Source organism: Microbacterium jejuense (genome assembly GCF_039544225.1).
GTDB classification, from domain to species: Bacteria; Actinomycetota; Actinomycetes; order Actinomycetales; family Microbacteriaceae; genus Microbacterium; species Microbacterium jejuense.
Window position 1 is genome coordinate 516016 of sequence record NZ_BAABLG010000001.1, and the last position, 15222, is coordinate 531237.

Annotated in this window: 6 protein-coding genes; all 6 read left to right on the forward strand. The window is 70.7% G+C overall.

Features of this window, described 5'->3' with window-relative positions; genetic code table 11:
• The first annotated feature begins 8 nt into the window (after positions 1-8).
• The 6 genes from ABEA46_RS02235 to ABEA46_RS02260 all read left to right on the forward strand — a co-directional run bounded on the left by ABEA46_RS02235 (position 9) and on the right by ABEA46_RS02260 (position 15188).
• On the forward strand, positions 9-3644 hold the full coding sequence (locus ABEA46_RS02235; RefSeq protein WP_345542699.1) for a glycosyl hydrolase: 3636 nt from the start codon (positions 9-11) through the stop codon (positions 3642-3644).
• A 13-nt stretch (positions 3645-3657) separates the two neighbouring features.
• Positions 3658-6966: a hypothetical protein gene (locus ABEA46_RS02240; protein ID WP_345542700.1), complete on the forward strand. Its 3309-nt coding sequence runs from the start codon at positions 3658-3660 to the stop codon at positions 6964-6966.
• A 74-nt stretch (positions 6967-7040) separates the two neighbouring features.
• The gene (locus tag ABEA46_RS02245) at positions 7041-8201 is read left to right on the forward strand and encodes a hypothetical protein (protein WP_345542701.1); all 1161 of its coding nucleotides are present in this window, start codon (positions 7041-7043) and stop codon (positions 8199-8201) included.
• A gap of 73 nt (positions 8202-8274) precedes the next feature.
• A complete protein-coding gene (locus ABEA46_RS02250; protein WP_345542702.1) occupies positions 8275-10518 on the forward strand; it encodes an FAD-dependent oxidoreductase in 2244 nt (747 codons plus the stop codon).
• Positions 10519-10645: 127 nt separating this feature from the next.
• The gene (locus ABEA46_RS02255) at positions 10646-13711 is read left to right on the forward strand and encodes an alpha-mannosidase (RefSeq protein ID WP_345542703.1); all 3066 of its coding nucleotides are present in this window, start codon (positions 10646-10648) and stop codon (positions 13709-13711) included.
• Positions 13712-13799: 88 nt separating this feature from the next.
• Positions 13800-15188 carry an ABC transporter substrate-binding protein gene (locus ABEA46_RS02260; protein ID WP_345542705.1) on the forward strand — a complete coding sequence of 463 codons (1389 nt, stop codon included), beginning with the start codon at positions 13800-13802 and terminating at the stop codon, positions 15186-15188.
• Positions 15189-15222: the final 34 nt, after the last annotated feature.

Here is a 15222-nt window from a genome sequence, read left to right on the forward strand (position 1 = left end):
GAGTCCCCATGCATACGCGCAGATCGCTCTTCGCCCTGGCAGTGACCGCGGCGCTCGTTCTCTCCGCAGCGCTCGTCCCGTCCGCCGCCTCCGCCGACAGCCTCGACACCGTGATGGGGGACTTCGAGAACGGCGCGCTCTGGTCGTTCAGCAACGGGTCCGAATTCCCCGGCGCCACCGGCGGCATCGCCGCCGACCCCGACGCGCACTCGGGAGCGGCGGCCGCGCGCCTCAGCGCCGACTTCACCGGCGGCGGCAAGTACGTCGCCATGTCGAAGAGCGCCGCGATCGACGTCGTGTCGCTGAGCTTCTGGGTGAAGTCCACGACCGGCACCCGCATCGCGCTGCGCGCCGTCGACAGTACCGGGCAGACCCACCAGCAGCGTCTCGCGCTGACGCCGGGCGCCGACTGGCAGCACTTCGTCGTCACCGACTTCGCCGCCGGCAGCGGGTACTCGCACTTCGGCGGCGCCAACGACGGCGTGTGGCACGGACCGTCGAAGACGTTCTCGATCCTCGCCGATGAGAACAGCTTCGGCGGTGCGAAGACCGGCTCGATCCTCGTCGACGACGTCGTCGCCAGGAAGACGCCGTCGCCGCTCGTCCTGGAGCAGGTCGCCGAGGGCAACGTGTTCGTCGAGGGCGAGACCCCGGCCGTCGACGTGCAGTCCAGCGGAGACAGCGTCGCCTGGTCGCTCACCGGACTCGACGGCGGCACGGTCGACAGCGGCACCCTCAGCATGAGCACGCCCGTCGAGCGCCTGAGCTTGCCGGGTCTCGACCTCGGCTACTACACGCTGGCGACGACGGCCTCGTCCTCGGGTTCCGTCATCGGCACCGCGAGCACGGTCATCGCGCTGCTCGTCGACCACGATACGACTCCCGCCGACTCGCCGTTCGGCATGGCCGCGCACATGACCCGATGGGACGCCCCCGACTTCACGCTCACGGATCTCCTCGCCGACGCCGGTGTCGCGCACGTGCGCGACGACGCCTCGTGGGCATCGGTCGAGACGGCACCGGGCTCGTACTCCTACGTCAGGTACGACGGCATGGTCGCGAAGCTGGATGCCGCCGGCATCGACTGGCTGCCGATCCCGGCGTACACGAACCAGTTCCACGACGGCAACGCCACCCCGTACACCGACGAGGGGCGCGCCGCCTACGGGGACTTCGCGGTCGCCCTCACCGAGCACTACGACAGCACCGCCGTCGAGATCTACAACGAGTTCAACCTGCCGGGCTTCGGAGACCGCGGCGACGGCCCGGCCGACTCCAAGGCCGAGTACTACTACCCGCTGCTGAAGAAGGCGTACGAAGACATCAAGGCCGCCGACCCTGACCGCGTGGTCGTGGGCGGTGCGACCGCAGGAGTGCCGCTGGCGTGGCTCGAGACGCTGTTCCAGCTCGGCGGTCTGCAGTACATGGACGCGCTGTCGATCCATCCGTATCTCTACCCGGGGTCGCCCGCGGGCCTGGACACGCTCATCGACCAGGTGAATGCGCTCGTGAAGAAGTACAACAACGGCCAGACCATCCCGATCTGGATCACCGAGCAGGGCTGGGTCACCGGCACAAATGCGCGCGCGGTCCCGGAGCAGACCCAGGCCGACTACATCGTGCAGACCCACGTGCGCGCGTTCGCGAAGGGCGTGCAGCGGTACTTCTGGTACGACTTCATGGACGACGGCACCGATGCCGCCGACGTCGAGAACCGCTTCGGCATCGTCCGCAACACGGCCGACGAGCTCGGCAAGTGGACGGCCAAGCCCGCCTATGTGGCGTACTCGACTCTCACCGACCAGCTGCAGGACGCGGACTTCGACCGCGTCGAGACGGCGCCGGCGGGCGTGTCGAGCTACGTCTTCGACGAGGGCGGCGCCGAGAAGCGCGTCATCTGGTCGACCACGCCGACGACTGTCGCGCTCGCCGCCACGGCAGCGGTCACTGTCACCGACCAGCAGGGCCGTCAGACGACGCTGCAGCCTGCCGACGGCGCCGTCGAGCTCACGGTCGGCGCCACGCCCGTGTACATCGCGGGCGCGGTGACCGGCGTCACCTCGTCGCGCCTGTCGCTGACGCTGCCGGCCTCGGTCGCGATCGACGACACCTTCACCGCGACGCTGGGGGTCGACAACAGCGACGGCGCCGCCGCGCTGTCGGGCGAGTTCACGCTCGACGGGCAGGCGGTCGCGGTCGACGTGCCCGCCGGCGCCACGGCGCAGTTCCCGGTGTCGCTGACCGTCGGGCGCGACCTCGGCACGCACAGCTATCGCGGCGAACTGCGCGTCGGCGGCGCGCTCGTGGCCACCGTGGAGGGCACTGTCACCGTGAAGAACCGGATCGGCGTCGCCGTACGGCACGCCCTGCGCGACACCGGAGACGTGCTCGAGGTGACAGTGAGCAACGCCTCGGTCGAGGGAGTGCCGGCCGACGAGATCGCGTACACGATCGGCAGCACCTCGGGCACGGCCGCCGTGCCCGAGGTGTCCGCCGGCGGCAACGTCGTGGTCGACGTGCCGCTCGCCGGCGTCGCGCCCGGGACCTATCCCACCTCGGTGTCGTACGAGATCGACGGACTGCCCGCGGCGACCTCATCGACGACGACAGTGATGGTGGATGCCACAGCCCAGCGCGTTCTCGCGCACGCCGCGACGGCATCCGATGCCGCACCGCTGGACCTCGCGGCCGACGGCACCAACGCCGTCACCGGGTGGGAGGGCGCAGCCGACCTGAGCGGCACGATCCAGCCCACGTGGGACGGCGAGGGGCTGCACCTGCACGCGACGGTCGTCGACGACGTGCATGCGCAGCCCAACAGCGGCGAGCAGATCTGGGCGGGCGACTCCATCCAGTTCACGGTGCAGGCCGGGACGCCGGGCGAGACGAAGCCGTGGGACGAGATCGGCGTCGCGCTGACCGCCGCCGGGCCCGTGGTGTGGAAATGGGTGGCGGGATCGGGTGAGACCGGGGAAGTGGCCGGGGCCGAGGCATCCATCGTCCGCGACGACGCCGCCGCGACCACGACCTACGACGTCACTCTGCCGTGGAGCGCCGTCGCGCCCGCCGACCCGGCCACACGCCTCGTCAGCATGTCGTTCGTCGTGAACGACGACGACGGCGCCGGGCGCACCGGCTGGATCGAGGTGGGCAGCGGCATCGCCCGATCGAAGAACAACGCGCTGTACCTGCCGTTCGTCCTCGAGCCGGCTCCGCCCGCGCCGGCGTGCGACGCGACCGTCGACCACGACGTGCGCGGTGCGCTCACCCTCACGAAGGGCCTCACCTGCCTCACCGGTGTGACGGTGTCGGGCCCCATCACCGTCACCGGCGGAGCATCCGTCACGATCACCGACACGGTCGTGAAGGGGATGGTCCTCGCGCAGGGTGCGGGAGCGGTGACCGTGACCGGCTCCGAGGTGCGCGGCGCGCTCATGGTGCAGGGTGCGACCGGCGCGGTGATCGTCGAGGGCTCGACCATCGCCGGCATCGGCGCATTCACCGGGAGCACCGGCGGCGTCACCGTGTCGGGCAACACCGTCGCGGGTGTGCTCACGTGCTCCGCGAACCACCCTGCCCCCACGAACGGCGGCGTCGCCAACACGATCACGGGCGCGGCCGCCGGCCAGTGCTCGGGCTTCTGAGAGAGGAACGAAGATGACCATGCGTGGGAGATCACGGAAGCTGCTCGCCGGCGGCCTCGCCGCCGCCCTGCTGTCGGCTGCGCTCGGGGCGCTCCCCCCGAGCACCGCCGTCGCGGCCGCCCCCGATGCATCCGTCGTGCTGGGCGCGACGCCGCAGCTGAGCGGTGTCGACAAGGTGCGCCCCGGCGACGCCGGCAAGGACCCGGCCGTCATCACGACCACCGTCGACGGTGTCGAGTGCTGGGAGATGCGCAACGATCCGTACGTCCGCTACGTGTACGTCGACGTCGCGGATGCCGCCATCCCGACCGGCGCCACACGCGCCATCGTGCGGGTGTCGTACTTCGACGCCGGCACGGCGGGCTTCGACATCCACTACGACGCCAAGGCCGGACCCTGGACGGGGTCGCGCAATCAGCAGCTCACCGATACCGGGACATGGAAGACGACGGCGTTCGAGCTGACGAACATCAACTTCAAGAACCGCTCCAACGGCGCCGACTTCCGCCTGAACGTCAAGGCGCTGCAGGGCTCGATGCCGCCGGTGTGCTTCTCGAAGATCGACATCAGCTTCACCGACAAGCCCGTCGCGGCGCTGGACTCGCTCGCGATCATGAGCCCGTCGCTGATCTTCGCCGAGGGCGCGGCGTCGGTGGACGTCGCGACGCCCGCCGACGAGGTCACGTGGCGCCTCGGCGACGCGCACGACGTGGCGCTGCGTACGGGCACGACCGCGGTGACCGACGGCGAGGGCGCGATCGATTTCACCGATCTGCCCTTCGGGTACTACACGCTCGCAGTCACCGCCGACGTCGGCGAGCCGGTGACCCGCACGACCTCGCTGGCCGTGCTGGACGACCCGCCTGCAGGGTGGAACGGTGACGACGCGTTCTTCGGCACGCAGATCCACCGCGGCCACCAGTCGGCCGGCGAGACCGAGGCGCTCATGGACGCCATGGTGCTGGCCGGCTACGGCATGAGCCGCATCGAGACGACGTGGGGCGAGGTCGAGAAGCAGAAGGGCGTGTACGAGTTCGCCGGCGAGGGCCCGCGGGTCGTGGGCGAGCTCGCCGACCGCGGCCAGCAAGTGATGTGGAACGCCGGGCTCACCAGTGCGCTGTACGACGACAACCGCACACCGGCCAGCGACGAGGCGATCGACGCGTTCGCGGCGTACGTCGGGGCGACGGCTGCGCACTACAGCGGGCAGGGTGACTCGCATGACATCGGCATCCTGAACGAGTACAACTCGGCCGGCTTCAACAACGGCACGTGCGGGCTCACGGCGGCGTGCTACCTCGACATCCTCGAGCCGACGTACGCCGCCGCGCATGCCGCTGATCCCGAAGCGAACGTCATCGCGCCGATCAGCGCGGGCGTGCAGCTGGCGTGGGCGCAGGACTTCATCGCGCAGGGCGGCCTCGGTCACCTCGACACGTACGCGACGAACTACTACGGCTACTCGCAGCACGGCGCGGGCACTCCACCCGAGCAGGCCACGGAGCTCGCCAATCTGCAGCAGCTGACGGCGATGATCGACGACGCCGACGGCGACCGCGACATCCCGGTGCGCATCACCGAGAACGGCTGGCCGACGCACATCGCCGGGTCGACGCCGGCGCAGCAGGCCGACTACGCGATCCGCGGACCGCTGCTCGCGCAGCTCGCCGGTGCCGACGAGTACCTCTGGTACGACCTGTACGACGACGGGTTCAACGCGGGCGTGAACGAGGATCGCTTCGGGCTCATCAACCGCGCGGACGACACCGCGTGCTTCTTGTGGAAGTGCCCGGGAGACAACTATACGTACGGCGCCGTCCACGGCATCAGCCCGAAGCCCGGGTTCGTGACGCAGGCCGTCGCGATCCGCCAGACGACCGGGCGCGAGCTCGCCGGCCGCGACGACCTCGGCTCGGCGTCGGCGTACAGCCTGCGCTACACCGGAGCGAACGCCGCCGACACCGTGCGGGTGCTGTGGAGCACCGGCGCCGACACCGTCACGGTGACCTCGGCGGCAGGATTCACCCTCACCGACGAGTTCGGCACGGTGCAGCAGGTCAGCAAGGACTCGGTCTCGCTGCAGCTCACCGGGTCGCCGGTGTTCGTCAAGGGCGATGTCGCGGTCGCGACGTCGGCGCCGCAGTTCACGGTCGACGTGCCGCCGTCCTCGGTGCTCACGCACGACCTGCCCATCACCGTCGCGGCGGTGCCCGGGTCGGACGCCAGCGGCGCGACGCTCGTCGTGTCGGCGGACGGCGTGGAGAAGAAGATCAAGCTGAAGAAGGACGGCCCGGTCTCCTTGACGCTCCCCGGCGTCGACCGGCTCGGCGAACGTGAGGTGGCGGTGACCGTCTCGGACGCGAAGGGGCGGCTCCTCTCGCAGGTGCGCGGCGCCACGAACGTGGTCGACCCGTACGTCGTGTCGGCGCGGCCGTCCATCGCGCGGGGCGCCGGGGGCTACGACTACGCGCTCGACATCACGGTGACCAACAACGCACCCGACCTCGGCGTCGACGTCGACAGGATCGACTGGACCCTCGGCACGCAGAAGGGGGCGGTGACGGATGCCGTCACGATCCCGGGCGGCGAGTCCCGCACGGTCTCGGTGCCGGTGTCGGACCCGAAGATGTTCGCGACGCAGAAGTACGCGATCACCGCTCACTCCGCAGCCCTGGCCCGGTCGGCCGTCGGATCGCTGAGCTTCTCGCCCGTGGAGGAGGACGGCGCGACGACGCTGCCCGAGATCGACCTCGACACGCTCGGCACATGGACGTCGATCCGTGGCGGCACGCGCACCGGCTCGGCCGACCTCGGCGGCGCGATCCGGTTCACCGCCACGCAGGACGTGCTCGTGCTGCACGCCGCGATCACCGACGACGTGCACCTCGCCGACCGCACCGACCCGTCGCTCGGCTGGCAGGTGGACTCCGTCCAGTTCAGCACGTACGACCTGTTCCCGACCGTGCTGGGCGGCGAGCGGACCGAGATCGGCGCGGCGCTGTACGGCTCGGGCCCGGTCGTCTACACGTTCACGGCCCCGGCGGGGCAGTCCGCCGGGCCCACCCCGGGCGCGACCGCCCACATCGTGCGCGACGAGGCCGCCAAGACGACGACCTACGACGTGTCGGTGCCGTGGTCGTCTCTCGGCTTCGACGGCCCGCCCGCCGGGGTGTGGGGCTTGTCGTTCCTCGCCAACGACGCCGACGGCGGCGTGGCAGGTGCCGACGCGCGTGCCGGATTCCTCGAATGGGGCTCAGGTGTGGGAACCGCCCCGAAGAACCCGGCGCTGTTCAAGTCCGTCCAGGTGTTGGGACTGGACTGAACCCGGACGGCGGGGAGGCACCGTCCTCCCCGCCGTCCGGCGCGTCCGCGCACCTTCGACAGAGGAAGAGGAACATGTCCGCGCACACCCGGGAGGCGCCACGGCTCCTGCTCGAGAACGCCTACGCGACGTACCCGCACGCCAACGGCTATTACGGCGACGGCGGGCGGCGGGTCGCACTCGGCCGGGCCGCCGGTGTCGACGAGATCGTCGGTGTGGCATGGGATGCGGCGGCCCCGAGCGGCGGTGAGCCCGAGGTCCTCGTGCCCGCAGGGTTCCTGGTCGCGGCCTCGGGGCACGAGCGCTCGGCCTGGAGTCCCGAGGCGCCCACCCGGTCGGTGCCGTGGTTCGACGTCGGACTGCGATCTCACACCCTGGTGTGCGCCCACGGCGACGCGCTGATCGCGGTCGAGCTCTCCGACGCCGTGCGACGCCCGCGCGTGGCATACCGGTCTCAGGAAGGCTGGACGCTCGACGGTCTCGCGGGCGTCGCGGCTGACGGGCGGACCGCGGCCGTCACCGAGGAGCGCGAGGGCGTGCATCGTGCGCTGCTCGTCGAGCTGGGCGACGGGTCGTCGCGCGAGATCCTGCGCCACCGGTGGCACGCGAACCACGTCCACTTCGCACCGGCCGACGAGGGGTGGATCGGCTACTCCCACGAGGGCCCGGCCACCGCCGTCGACGACCGGGTGTGGGCGTGGCACTCCACCGCCGCGCCGTCCGGTCGGCCGGTCGTCGACCAGCGCGCGCTGTCGCATGATCCGCCCGACGCAGTCGCGCTCGGTCATGAGCGCTGGATGTTCCATGACCTCGGCGCAGTGGTCGTGGCCTACGGCGAGAGCCCCGCCGGCCCGCGCGGCGTCTACGAGGTGTTCGTCGACGGCCGCCCGCCGCGCCTGGTGTCGGCGGGGGAGCGGGACTGGCACGTCGGCATCTCCCGCGACGGGCGGCGGCTCGTCGTCGACACGACCGGACCCGCCGGCGCGCCGGGCCGTGGTTGGGAGCATGCGGGCACGTCGAGCTCTATCGTGCTGATCGACGCCGTGACGGGGGAACGCCGCACGCTCGTCGAGGCCGGGTTCATCGCCCACCCGTACCACCCGCATCCGTCATTCACACCCGATGGCTCCGCTGTCGTCTTCAACCACGTCGAGCGGGACTCCGCGGGCGCGGTGGTCCGCCGCGGCGTCGCGATCGTCGACGTCGATCCGCCGGGTCGGGCTGATCGGTCCTGACCGGCCGCTGGACGGATCGATAATCGTTAACTAATGTCATCGGGCCACCCCGTCGCCTCAGGAGGAAGAACTCGTGCAGGAACTCACCCATCGCTCGGACGTCACCGTCGTCGGGGGCGGGCTGGCAGGGGTCGCCGCGGCGATCTCGGCCGCACGCAACGGCGCCCGCGTCGCGCTCGTCAACAACCGCCCCGTGCTCGGCGGCAACTCGTCGAGCGAGGTGAGGGTATGGGTCGTCGGCGGCACCGCGCACGGCGCGCAGAAGTTCGCGCGCGAGACGGGCATCATGGGCGAGCTGTTCCTCGAGAACCAGTGGCGCAACCCCGAGGGCAACCCGATCCTGTGGGACCACGTCGTCCTCGACCTCGTGCGTGCCGAGCCGAACCTCACCCTGTTCCTCAACACCGAGGTGCGCGACGTCGACGCCGATGGCCCGGCGGAGGACCGCAGCATCCACTCGGTCACCGGGTGGCAGTCCGGGTCCGAGAAGCTCATCACGTTCGAGTCGCCGATCTACGTCGACGGCACCGGTGACGGACTGGTCGGGTTCCTCGCGGGCGCGCGGTTCATGTCGGGCCGCGAGGACCGCGCCGCGCACGGCGAACCGTGGGCGCCTGAGGTCGCCGACGACGACATGCTCGGCAGCACGATCCTCTTCTACACGAAGGATGCCGGCGAGCCGGTGCGGTTCGTGCCGCCGGGCGTGACGAAGGACGTCGCCGCCGCCGGCATCCCGATCCACCGCCACATCGACACCGCGATGAACGGCTGCGACTACTGGTGGATCGAGTGGGGCGGCGAACTCGATGCGGTCGACGACAACGAGCGCATCCGCGACGAGCTGTGGGGCGTCGTGTTCGGCATCTGGGACCACATCAAGAACTCGGGCGCGTTCGACGCCGACACCCTGACACTGGAGTGGGTCGGCACGATGCCCGGCAAGCGCGAGTACCGCCGGTTCGTCGGCGACCATGTGCTGACGCAGCAGGATGTGCTCGACCAGACCCGCTTCGACGACAACATCGGCTTCGGCGGCTGGTCGATCGATCTGCATCCTCCCGGAGGCGTGTACTCGGATGCCGCCGGCTCGATGCATCTGCACGGTCCGGGGCTGTACGAGATCCCGTTCCGGTCGCTGTACTCGGTGAACGTGTCGAACCTGCTCATGGCGGGCCGCGACATCTCGGCGAGCCACGTCGCGTTCGGCACGACGCGCGTGATGGCGACATGCGCGGTCACGGGCGAGGCCGCCGGCGCGGGCGCTGCGCTCGCCGCGCGATACGCGGTGTCGCCGCGCACCCTGCTGGCCGAGCGCCGCGACGAGCTGCAGCTGGCGCTGCTGCGACAGGATGCCGCGATCGCGGGGGTGCCGTGGCGGGACGCTCGCGACCTGGCGCTCAGGGCCGAAGTATCGGCGTCGTCGCAGCTGCGGCGGCTTGCGGCACCGCGCTCGGCCGTCGCTGAGGAGCTCGTGACGCTGGCGGACCGCGACTTCGGGCTGCTGCTCCCGGTCGACCCGCGCCTGGATGCCGTGTCGATCGACATCGAGGCCGAGACGGCCACGACGGCCGTGGTCGAGCTGTGGGGTACGCGCAACGGCATGAACCACGTGCCCGTCGATGTCATCGACCGCCTCGAAGTCGCGGTGCCGGCGGGGCGCTCGGCGCTGCGCGCCGAGTTCGCTTATGCGCCCGACGCACCGTGCAGCGTCGTGGTGGTGATCCGGCGCGATCCGCGCCTGGCTGTGCGGGTCGCCGACGAGCCGCCGCCCTATGGCGTGCTCGGCCTGCTCAGCCGCGAGCCCGGGCTGACGACCGGCGAGGCGCAGACCAACGCATGGTCGGCCGTCGAGCTGCGCCGCCGCGCGCCGCGATTCGCCGTCGAGCCCGCCACCGACGCATACCGTCCGTCGCAGGTGGCCGGTGGGCTCGCGCGCCCGTTCGACGGTCCGAACCTGTGGTCGTCGGAACCGGTCGTGGGGGAGGAGTGGGTGCGGCTGGCGTGGCCCGAGGAGCACGAGATCGGCAGCGTCGAGCTCGTCTTCAACGACGACGTGGACGAGGACCTCGTGAACCTGCATCATCACCGCACGCCGTTCCTCGTGATGCCCGAGCTCGTGCGCGACTACCGTGTGGAGGCCGAGAGCGCGGGGGAGTGGCATCCACTCGTCCGCATCGAGGGCAATCGCCTGCGGCGGCGCGTGCACCGGCTGGAGGAGCCGGTGCACGCGAGTGGGCTGCGTGTGGTCGTCGAGGCGACGAACGGCGCGGCGACGGCGATGATCGTCGCGCTGAGGGTCTTCGCACCGGGCGTGTGAGCCCGCCCGCGTGGCGTCTCGGCGCTGGAGCTTGACTAAGTCTATCAAGTTGATTTATCGTATGGATCACGAGGAAGACCTCGACCCGGGCGTCCCAGGCGCCGCAGCTTCAACGAAGAGGATCGCAGTGCACGACAACCGGCTCATCGTCGAGGGGCGCCTCGAGCGCTTCATCGCCGAGTTCCTCACCCCGGCGGTCTACCGGCGGGTCAGCCCGCTGCTGGTCGAGGCCTGGGAGGTGCCCGACGAGCCGGTCGCGGCCGCCGTAGCCTTCGCCGCCGCATACGCCCCGATCGCGCTGCCGCACGCATGGGGCCGCGCGTGGCGGACCGTGTGGTTCCACGCCACCGGCGCCGTCCCCGCCGAATGGTTCGACGCGCAGGGTCGCCTGCCCGAGGCCACCCGGCTCGAGGTGGTCGTCGACCTCGGCTTCTTCGGCGACCGTCCCGGCTTCCAGGCCGAAGGGCTCGCCTACCGCGCCGACGGCTCGATCATCAAGGCCGTCTCGCCGCGCGCCTCGTATCTGCCGTGGACGGGGGATGCCGGCACCGCCGTCGACGTGTACGTCGAGGCCGCCGCCAACCCGGACGTCGCGGGCGACTACGACTTCCTGCCGACGCCTCTGGGCCTCAAGGCCACTGCCGGGGACGCCCCGCTGTACACCGCGAAGCAGTTCGCCGTCGCGCTCCTCGACGAGAACGTGTGGGAGCTCGCCCGTGACGTGTGGACGCTGGACGGCCTCATGCGCGAGCTGAGCGTCGAGAGCCCTCGCCGCGCCGCGATCCTGCGCGGCTTCGAGCGCATGCTCGATGTCGCCGACCCGCTCGACATCGCCGGCACGGCCACCGCTGCCCGCGGCATCCTCGCTCCGCTGCTTGCGAGCCCCGCCCACGCGACGGCGCACGAGGTCGTGGCGATCGGACACGCGCACATCGACTCGGCGTGGCTGTGGCCGTTCCGCGAGACGATCCGCAAGTGCGCGCGCACGTTCTCGAATGTCATCGCCCTCATGGACGAGTACCCCGAGTTCCGCTTCGCGTGCTCGTCGGCGCAGCAGCTGAAGTGGATGAAGGACCACTACCCGGCCCTCTACGCGCGGATCAAGGAGAAGGTCGCGACGGGCCAGTTCATCCCGGTCGGCGGCATGTGGGTCGAGCCCGACATCAACATGCCGGGCGGCGAGGCCATGGCGCGCCAGTTCGTCGCGGGCAAGCGGTTCTTCCTCGAGGAGTTCGGCGTCGACACGCAGGAGGTGTGGGTGCCCGACACGTTCGGCTACTCCGCCGCGCTGCCGCAGATCATCGCCGCGAGCGGCTCGAAGTGGTTCGTGACGCAGAAGATCTCATGGAACCAGACGAACCAGATGCCGCACCACACCTTCCTGTGGGAGGGCATCGACGGCACACGGGTGCTCACCCACTTCCCCTCGGCCGACACCTACATCTCCGAGCTGTCGGGCGCCGAGCTCGCCCACGCCGAGCGCAGCTTCCGCGAGGCCGGCGCGTCGACAGTGTCGCTCGTTCCGTTCGGGTGGGGCGACGGCGGCGGCGGGCCGACGCGCGAGATGATCGCCGCGGCCGCGCGCCTGCGGTCGCTGGAAGGATCGCCGACGGTCACGATCGACTCGCCGCAGCGCTTCTTCGAGCGCGTCGAGGACGAGTACCCCGAGCCGCCGGTGTGGTCAGGCGAGCTGTACCTCGAACTTCACCGCGGGTCGCTGACCTCGCAACATCACACCAAGCAGGGCAACCGTCATGGCGAGCACCTGCTGCGCGAGGCCGAGCTGTGGGCGGCCACCGCCGCGGTGCGCGAGGGCGTCACCTACCCGTACGACGAACTGGAGACCAGCTGGCACACGCTGCTGCTCAACCAGTTCCACGATGTGCTGCCGGGCTGCTCGATCGCGTGGGTGTTCGAAGACGTCGCGCGCGAGAACGCCGCGCTCACCGAGCGCCTCGAGCGCATCGTCGACGCGTCCGCGGTGGCCCTCGTCGGCGAGGGCGACCGAACGCTCTCCCTCAACGCCCGGCCGCAGTCCGCCGCCGGCGTCCCCGCGCTCGCGATCGGCGGAGCGGATGCCACCGCTGCCGCACCGGCGACCGCGGTCGAGCAGGACGGGGTCGTGGTGCTCGACAACGGCCTCGTCCGCGCCGTCGTCGACGGGCGGGGCCTGCTGGTGTCGCTGCGAGATGCCCGAACCGGCCGCGAGGCGATCGCCCCCGGCGCCGCCGGGAACCTGCTGCAGCTGCACCGCGACATCCCCAACAAGTGGGACGCCTGGGACATCGACGAGCACTACCGCCGCGTCGCCGAGGACCTCGACCACGCCGACGCGATCTCGGTCGTCGCCGCCGGCGACCAGGCCGCGGTGGTCGTCGAGCGCTCGTTCGGGGCATCCCGCATCGTCCAGACGCTGCGCCTGCGGCGCGGCGCCGAGTCGCTCGAGCTGCACCACGACGTCGACTGGCACGAGACCCGGCGCCTGCTCAAGCTCGCCTTCCCGCTCGATGTGCACGCCGACCGGTCGGCCGCAGAGACGCAGTTCGGGCATGTCTTCCGTCCGACCCACACGAACACCTCATGGGATGCCGCACGGTTCGAGATCTGCGCCCACCGCTGGATCCACGTCGCCGAGCCGGGCTACGGCATCGCGATCGCCAACGAGTCCAGCTACGGCCACGACGTCACCCGCGACACCCGCGCCGACGGCGGCACCACGACCACCGTGCGCATCTCGCTGCTGCGCGCCCCGGTGTTCCCCGACCCCGAAGCCGACCAGGGCCACCACGACCTCACCGTGTCGATCCGGCCGGGTGCCGGCATCCGGGACGCGGTCGACGAGGGCTACCGCCTGAACCTGACAGATCGCACCGTGCGCGGCGGGCGCGAGGTCGCTCCGCTTGTGCGGGTGTCGCACCGCGCCGTGCGCGTCGAGTCGGTCAAGCTCGCCGAGGATCGCAGCGGTGACGTCATCGTGCGCCTCTACGAGTCCGAGGGCGCTCGTGCCGCCGTCGACCTCGAGTTCGACATCGACGGCGCAACGGCCACGGCCGTCGTGGACCTGCTCGAGCGCGAACTCGACGCACCGGACGGCAGCGTGCTGGCCGCCGACCGGGCGCGACTCGTGCTGCGTCCCTTCCAGCTCATCACCCTCCGCGTCCGGCGGGAGGTCAAGGCCGCAGCGGCGGAGTGAGAGCCGCGGCCGCCTGCCCAGCCGGCCGCGGATGACCAAGAGAAGTCAGCCCGGGCGCATCGCGCCCCTCTACGAAGGAGTAGCAGTCATGTATTCACGCCGTACTCGCCGGTTCGCCATCCCGGTGGTCGCCGTCGCAGCCGGGCTCACGCTCGCAGGGTGCGCGGGCACCCCGAGCGCCGACCCGACGGACTCGGGACCCGCGTACGACCCGGACGCGAAGGTCACGATCACCGTCGGCGAGATGCCCACCGCCGACCAGGCCGCGTCTCTCGAGACCTTCGATGAGCGTGTGGCCGCGTTCGAGGAGCTCCACCCGAACATCACGGTCAAGGGCGAAGAGACCAAGTACGACCCGTCGACGTTCAACGCGCTCCTCGTGGGCGGCACGGCACCCACGACGGTCGGCATCCCGTTCACCGACATGCAGGCGCTGATCGAGCGTGGCCAGGCCGCCGACATCACCGACTACGTCGCCGACAGCGACATCCTGTCGAACCTGAACCCGACTCTCGACGAGGTCGTGCGGTCTGGTGACCGTCAGTACGGCGTCGTGCGCCAGGCGTACACGATGGCCCTCATCTACAACCGGGCGTTGTACGAAGAGGCCGGGCTCGATCCCGACGACGCGCCCACCGACTGGGACGGTGTGCTCGAGAACGCCAAGACGATCACCGAGAAGACCGGCAAGACCGGCTTCATCATCCCCACGACGAACAACAACGGCGGCTGGCTGCTGACGACGATGTCGTATTCGAACGGGTCGCTCGTCCAGAAGATCGATGGCGACACGGTGACAGTCACGATCGACACCGACGGCATGAAGGACTCGCTCCAGCTGCTGCACGACGTGCGCTGGGAAGGCGATGCCGCGGGCGCGAACTTCCTGCTCGGGCCTGACGACATCCGCAGCGAGTTCGCCGCCGGAAGTGTCGGCCAGACGGTCAACGGCGGGTCGATCTACAACGACATGGTCATCAACCGCGGCATGACGGGCACCGACATCGGCATCGCGCCGATGCCGCAGGGCGACAAGGGCCTCGGTGCGCTCGGCGGCGGCACGATCCAGTGGTTCAACCCGAAGGCGACCGCCGACGAGATCGGTGCGGCGACCCTGTGGACGGAGTTCTACTGGCTCAACAAGTACGTCGACGAGGATGCGGCCGTCGCGCTCGCCAAGTCCCAGGCCGAGGACGGCCGCCCCGTCGGCGCACCTGAGCTGCCGATCGTCAACGCCGAGACGTACGAGACGTACCTCGGCTGGATCGAGCCGTACATCAACGTCGACCGGAGCGTCTACGAGGCATACCTGACGTCCGACCTCGCGGTCGTTCCCGAACCCGCGATCAAGGCGCAGGAGCTGTACGCAGCCCTCGACCCGATCGCGCAGGCCGTGCTCACCGACGAGAATGCCGACATCGGCCAGCTGCTGGCCGATGCCGAGACCGCCGTGCAGGCGATTGTCGACGCCGGCTGATCCCCCTTCCCGGCGCGGCTCCGTATGGGCCGCG

What these genes read in the sequence shown, in the direction of transcription:
- ABEA46_RS02235 (WP_345542699.1), top strand. Translation starts at nt 9, where the DNA reads ATGCATACGCGCAGATCGCTCTTCGCCCTGGCAGTGACCGCGGCGCTC.
- ABEA46_RS02240 (WP_345542700.1), top strand. Translation starts at nt 3,658, where the DNA reads ATGACCATGCGTGGGAGATCACGGAAGCTGCTCGCCGGCGGCCTCGCC.
- ABEA46_RS02245 (WP_345542701.1), top strand. Translation starts at nt 7,041, where the DNA reads ATGTCCGCGCACACCCGGGAGGCGCCACGGCTCCTGCTCGAGAACGCC.
- ABEA46_RS02260 (WP_345542705.1), top strand. Translation starts at nt 13,800, where the DNA reads ATGTATTCACGCCGTACTCGCCGGTTCGCCATCCCGGTGGTCGCCGTC.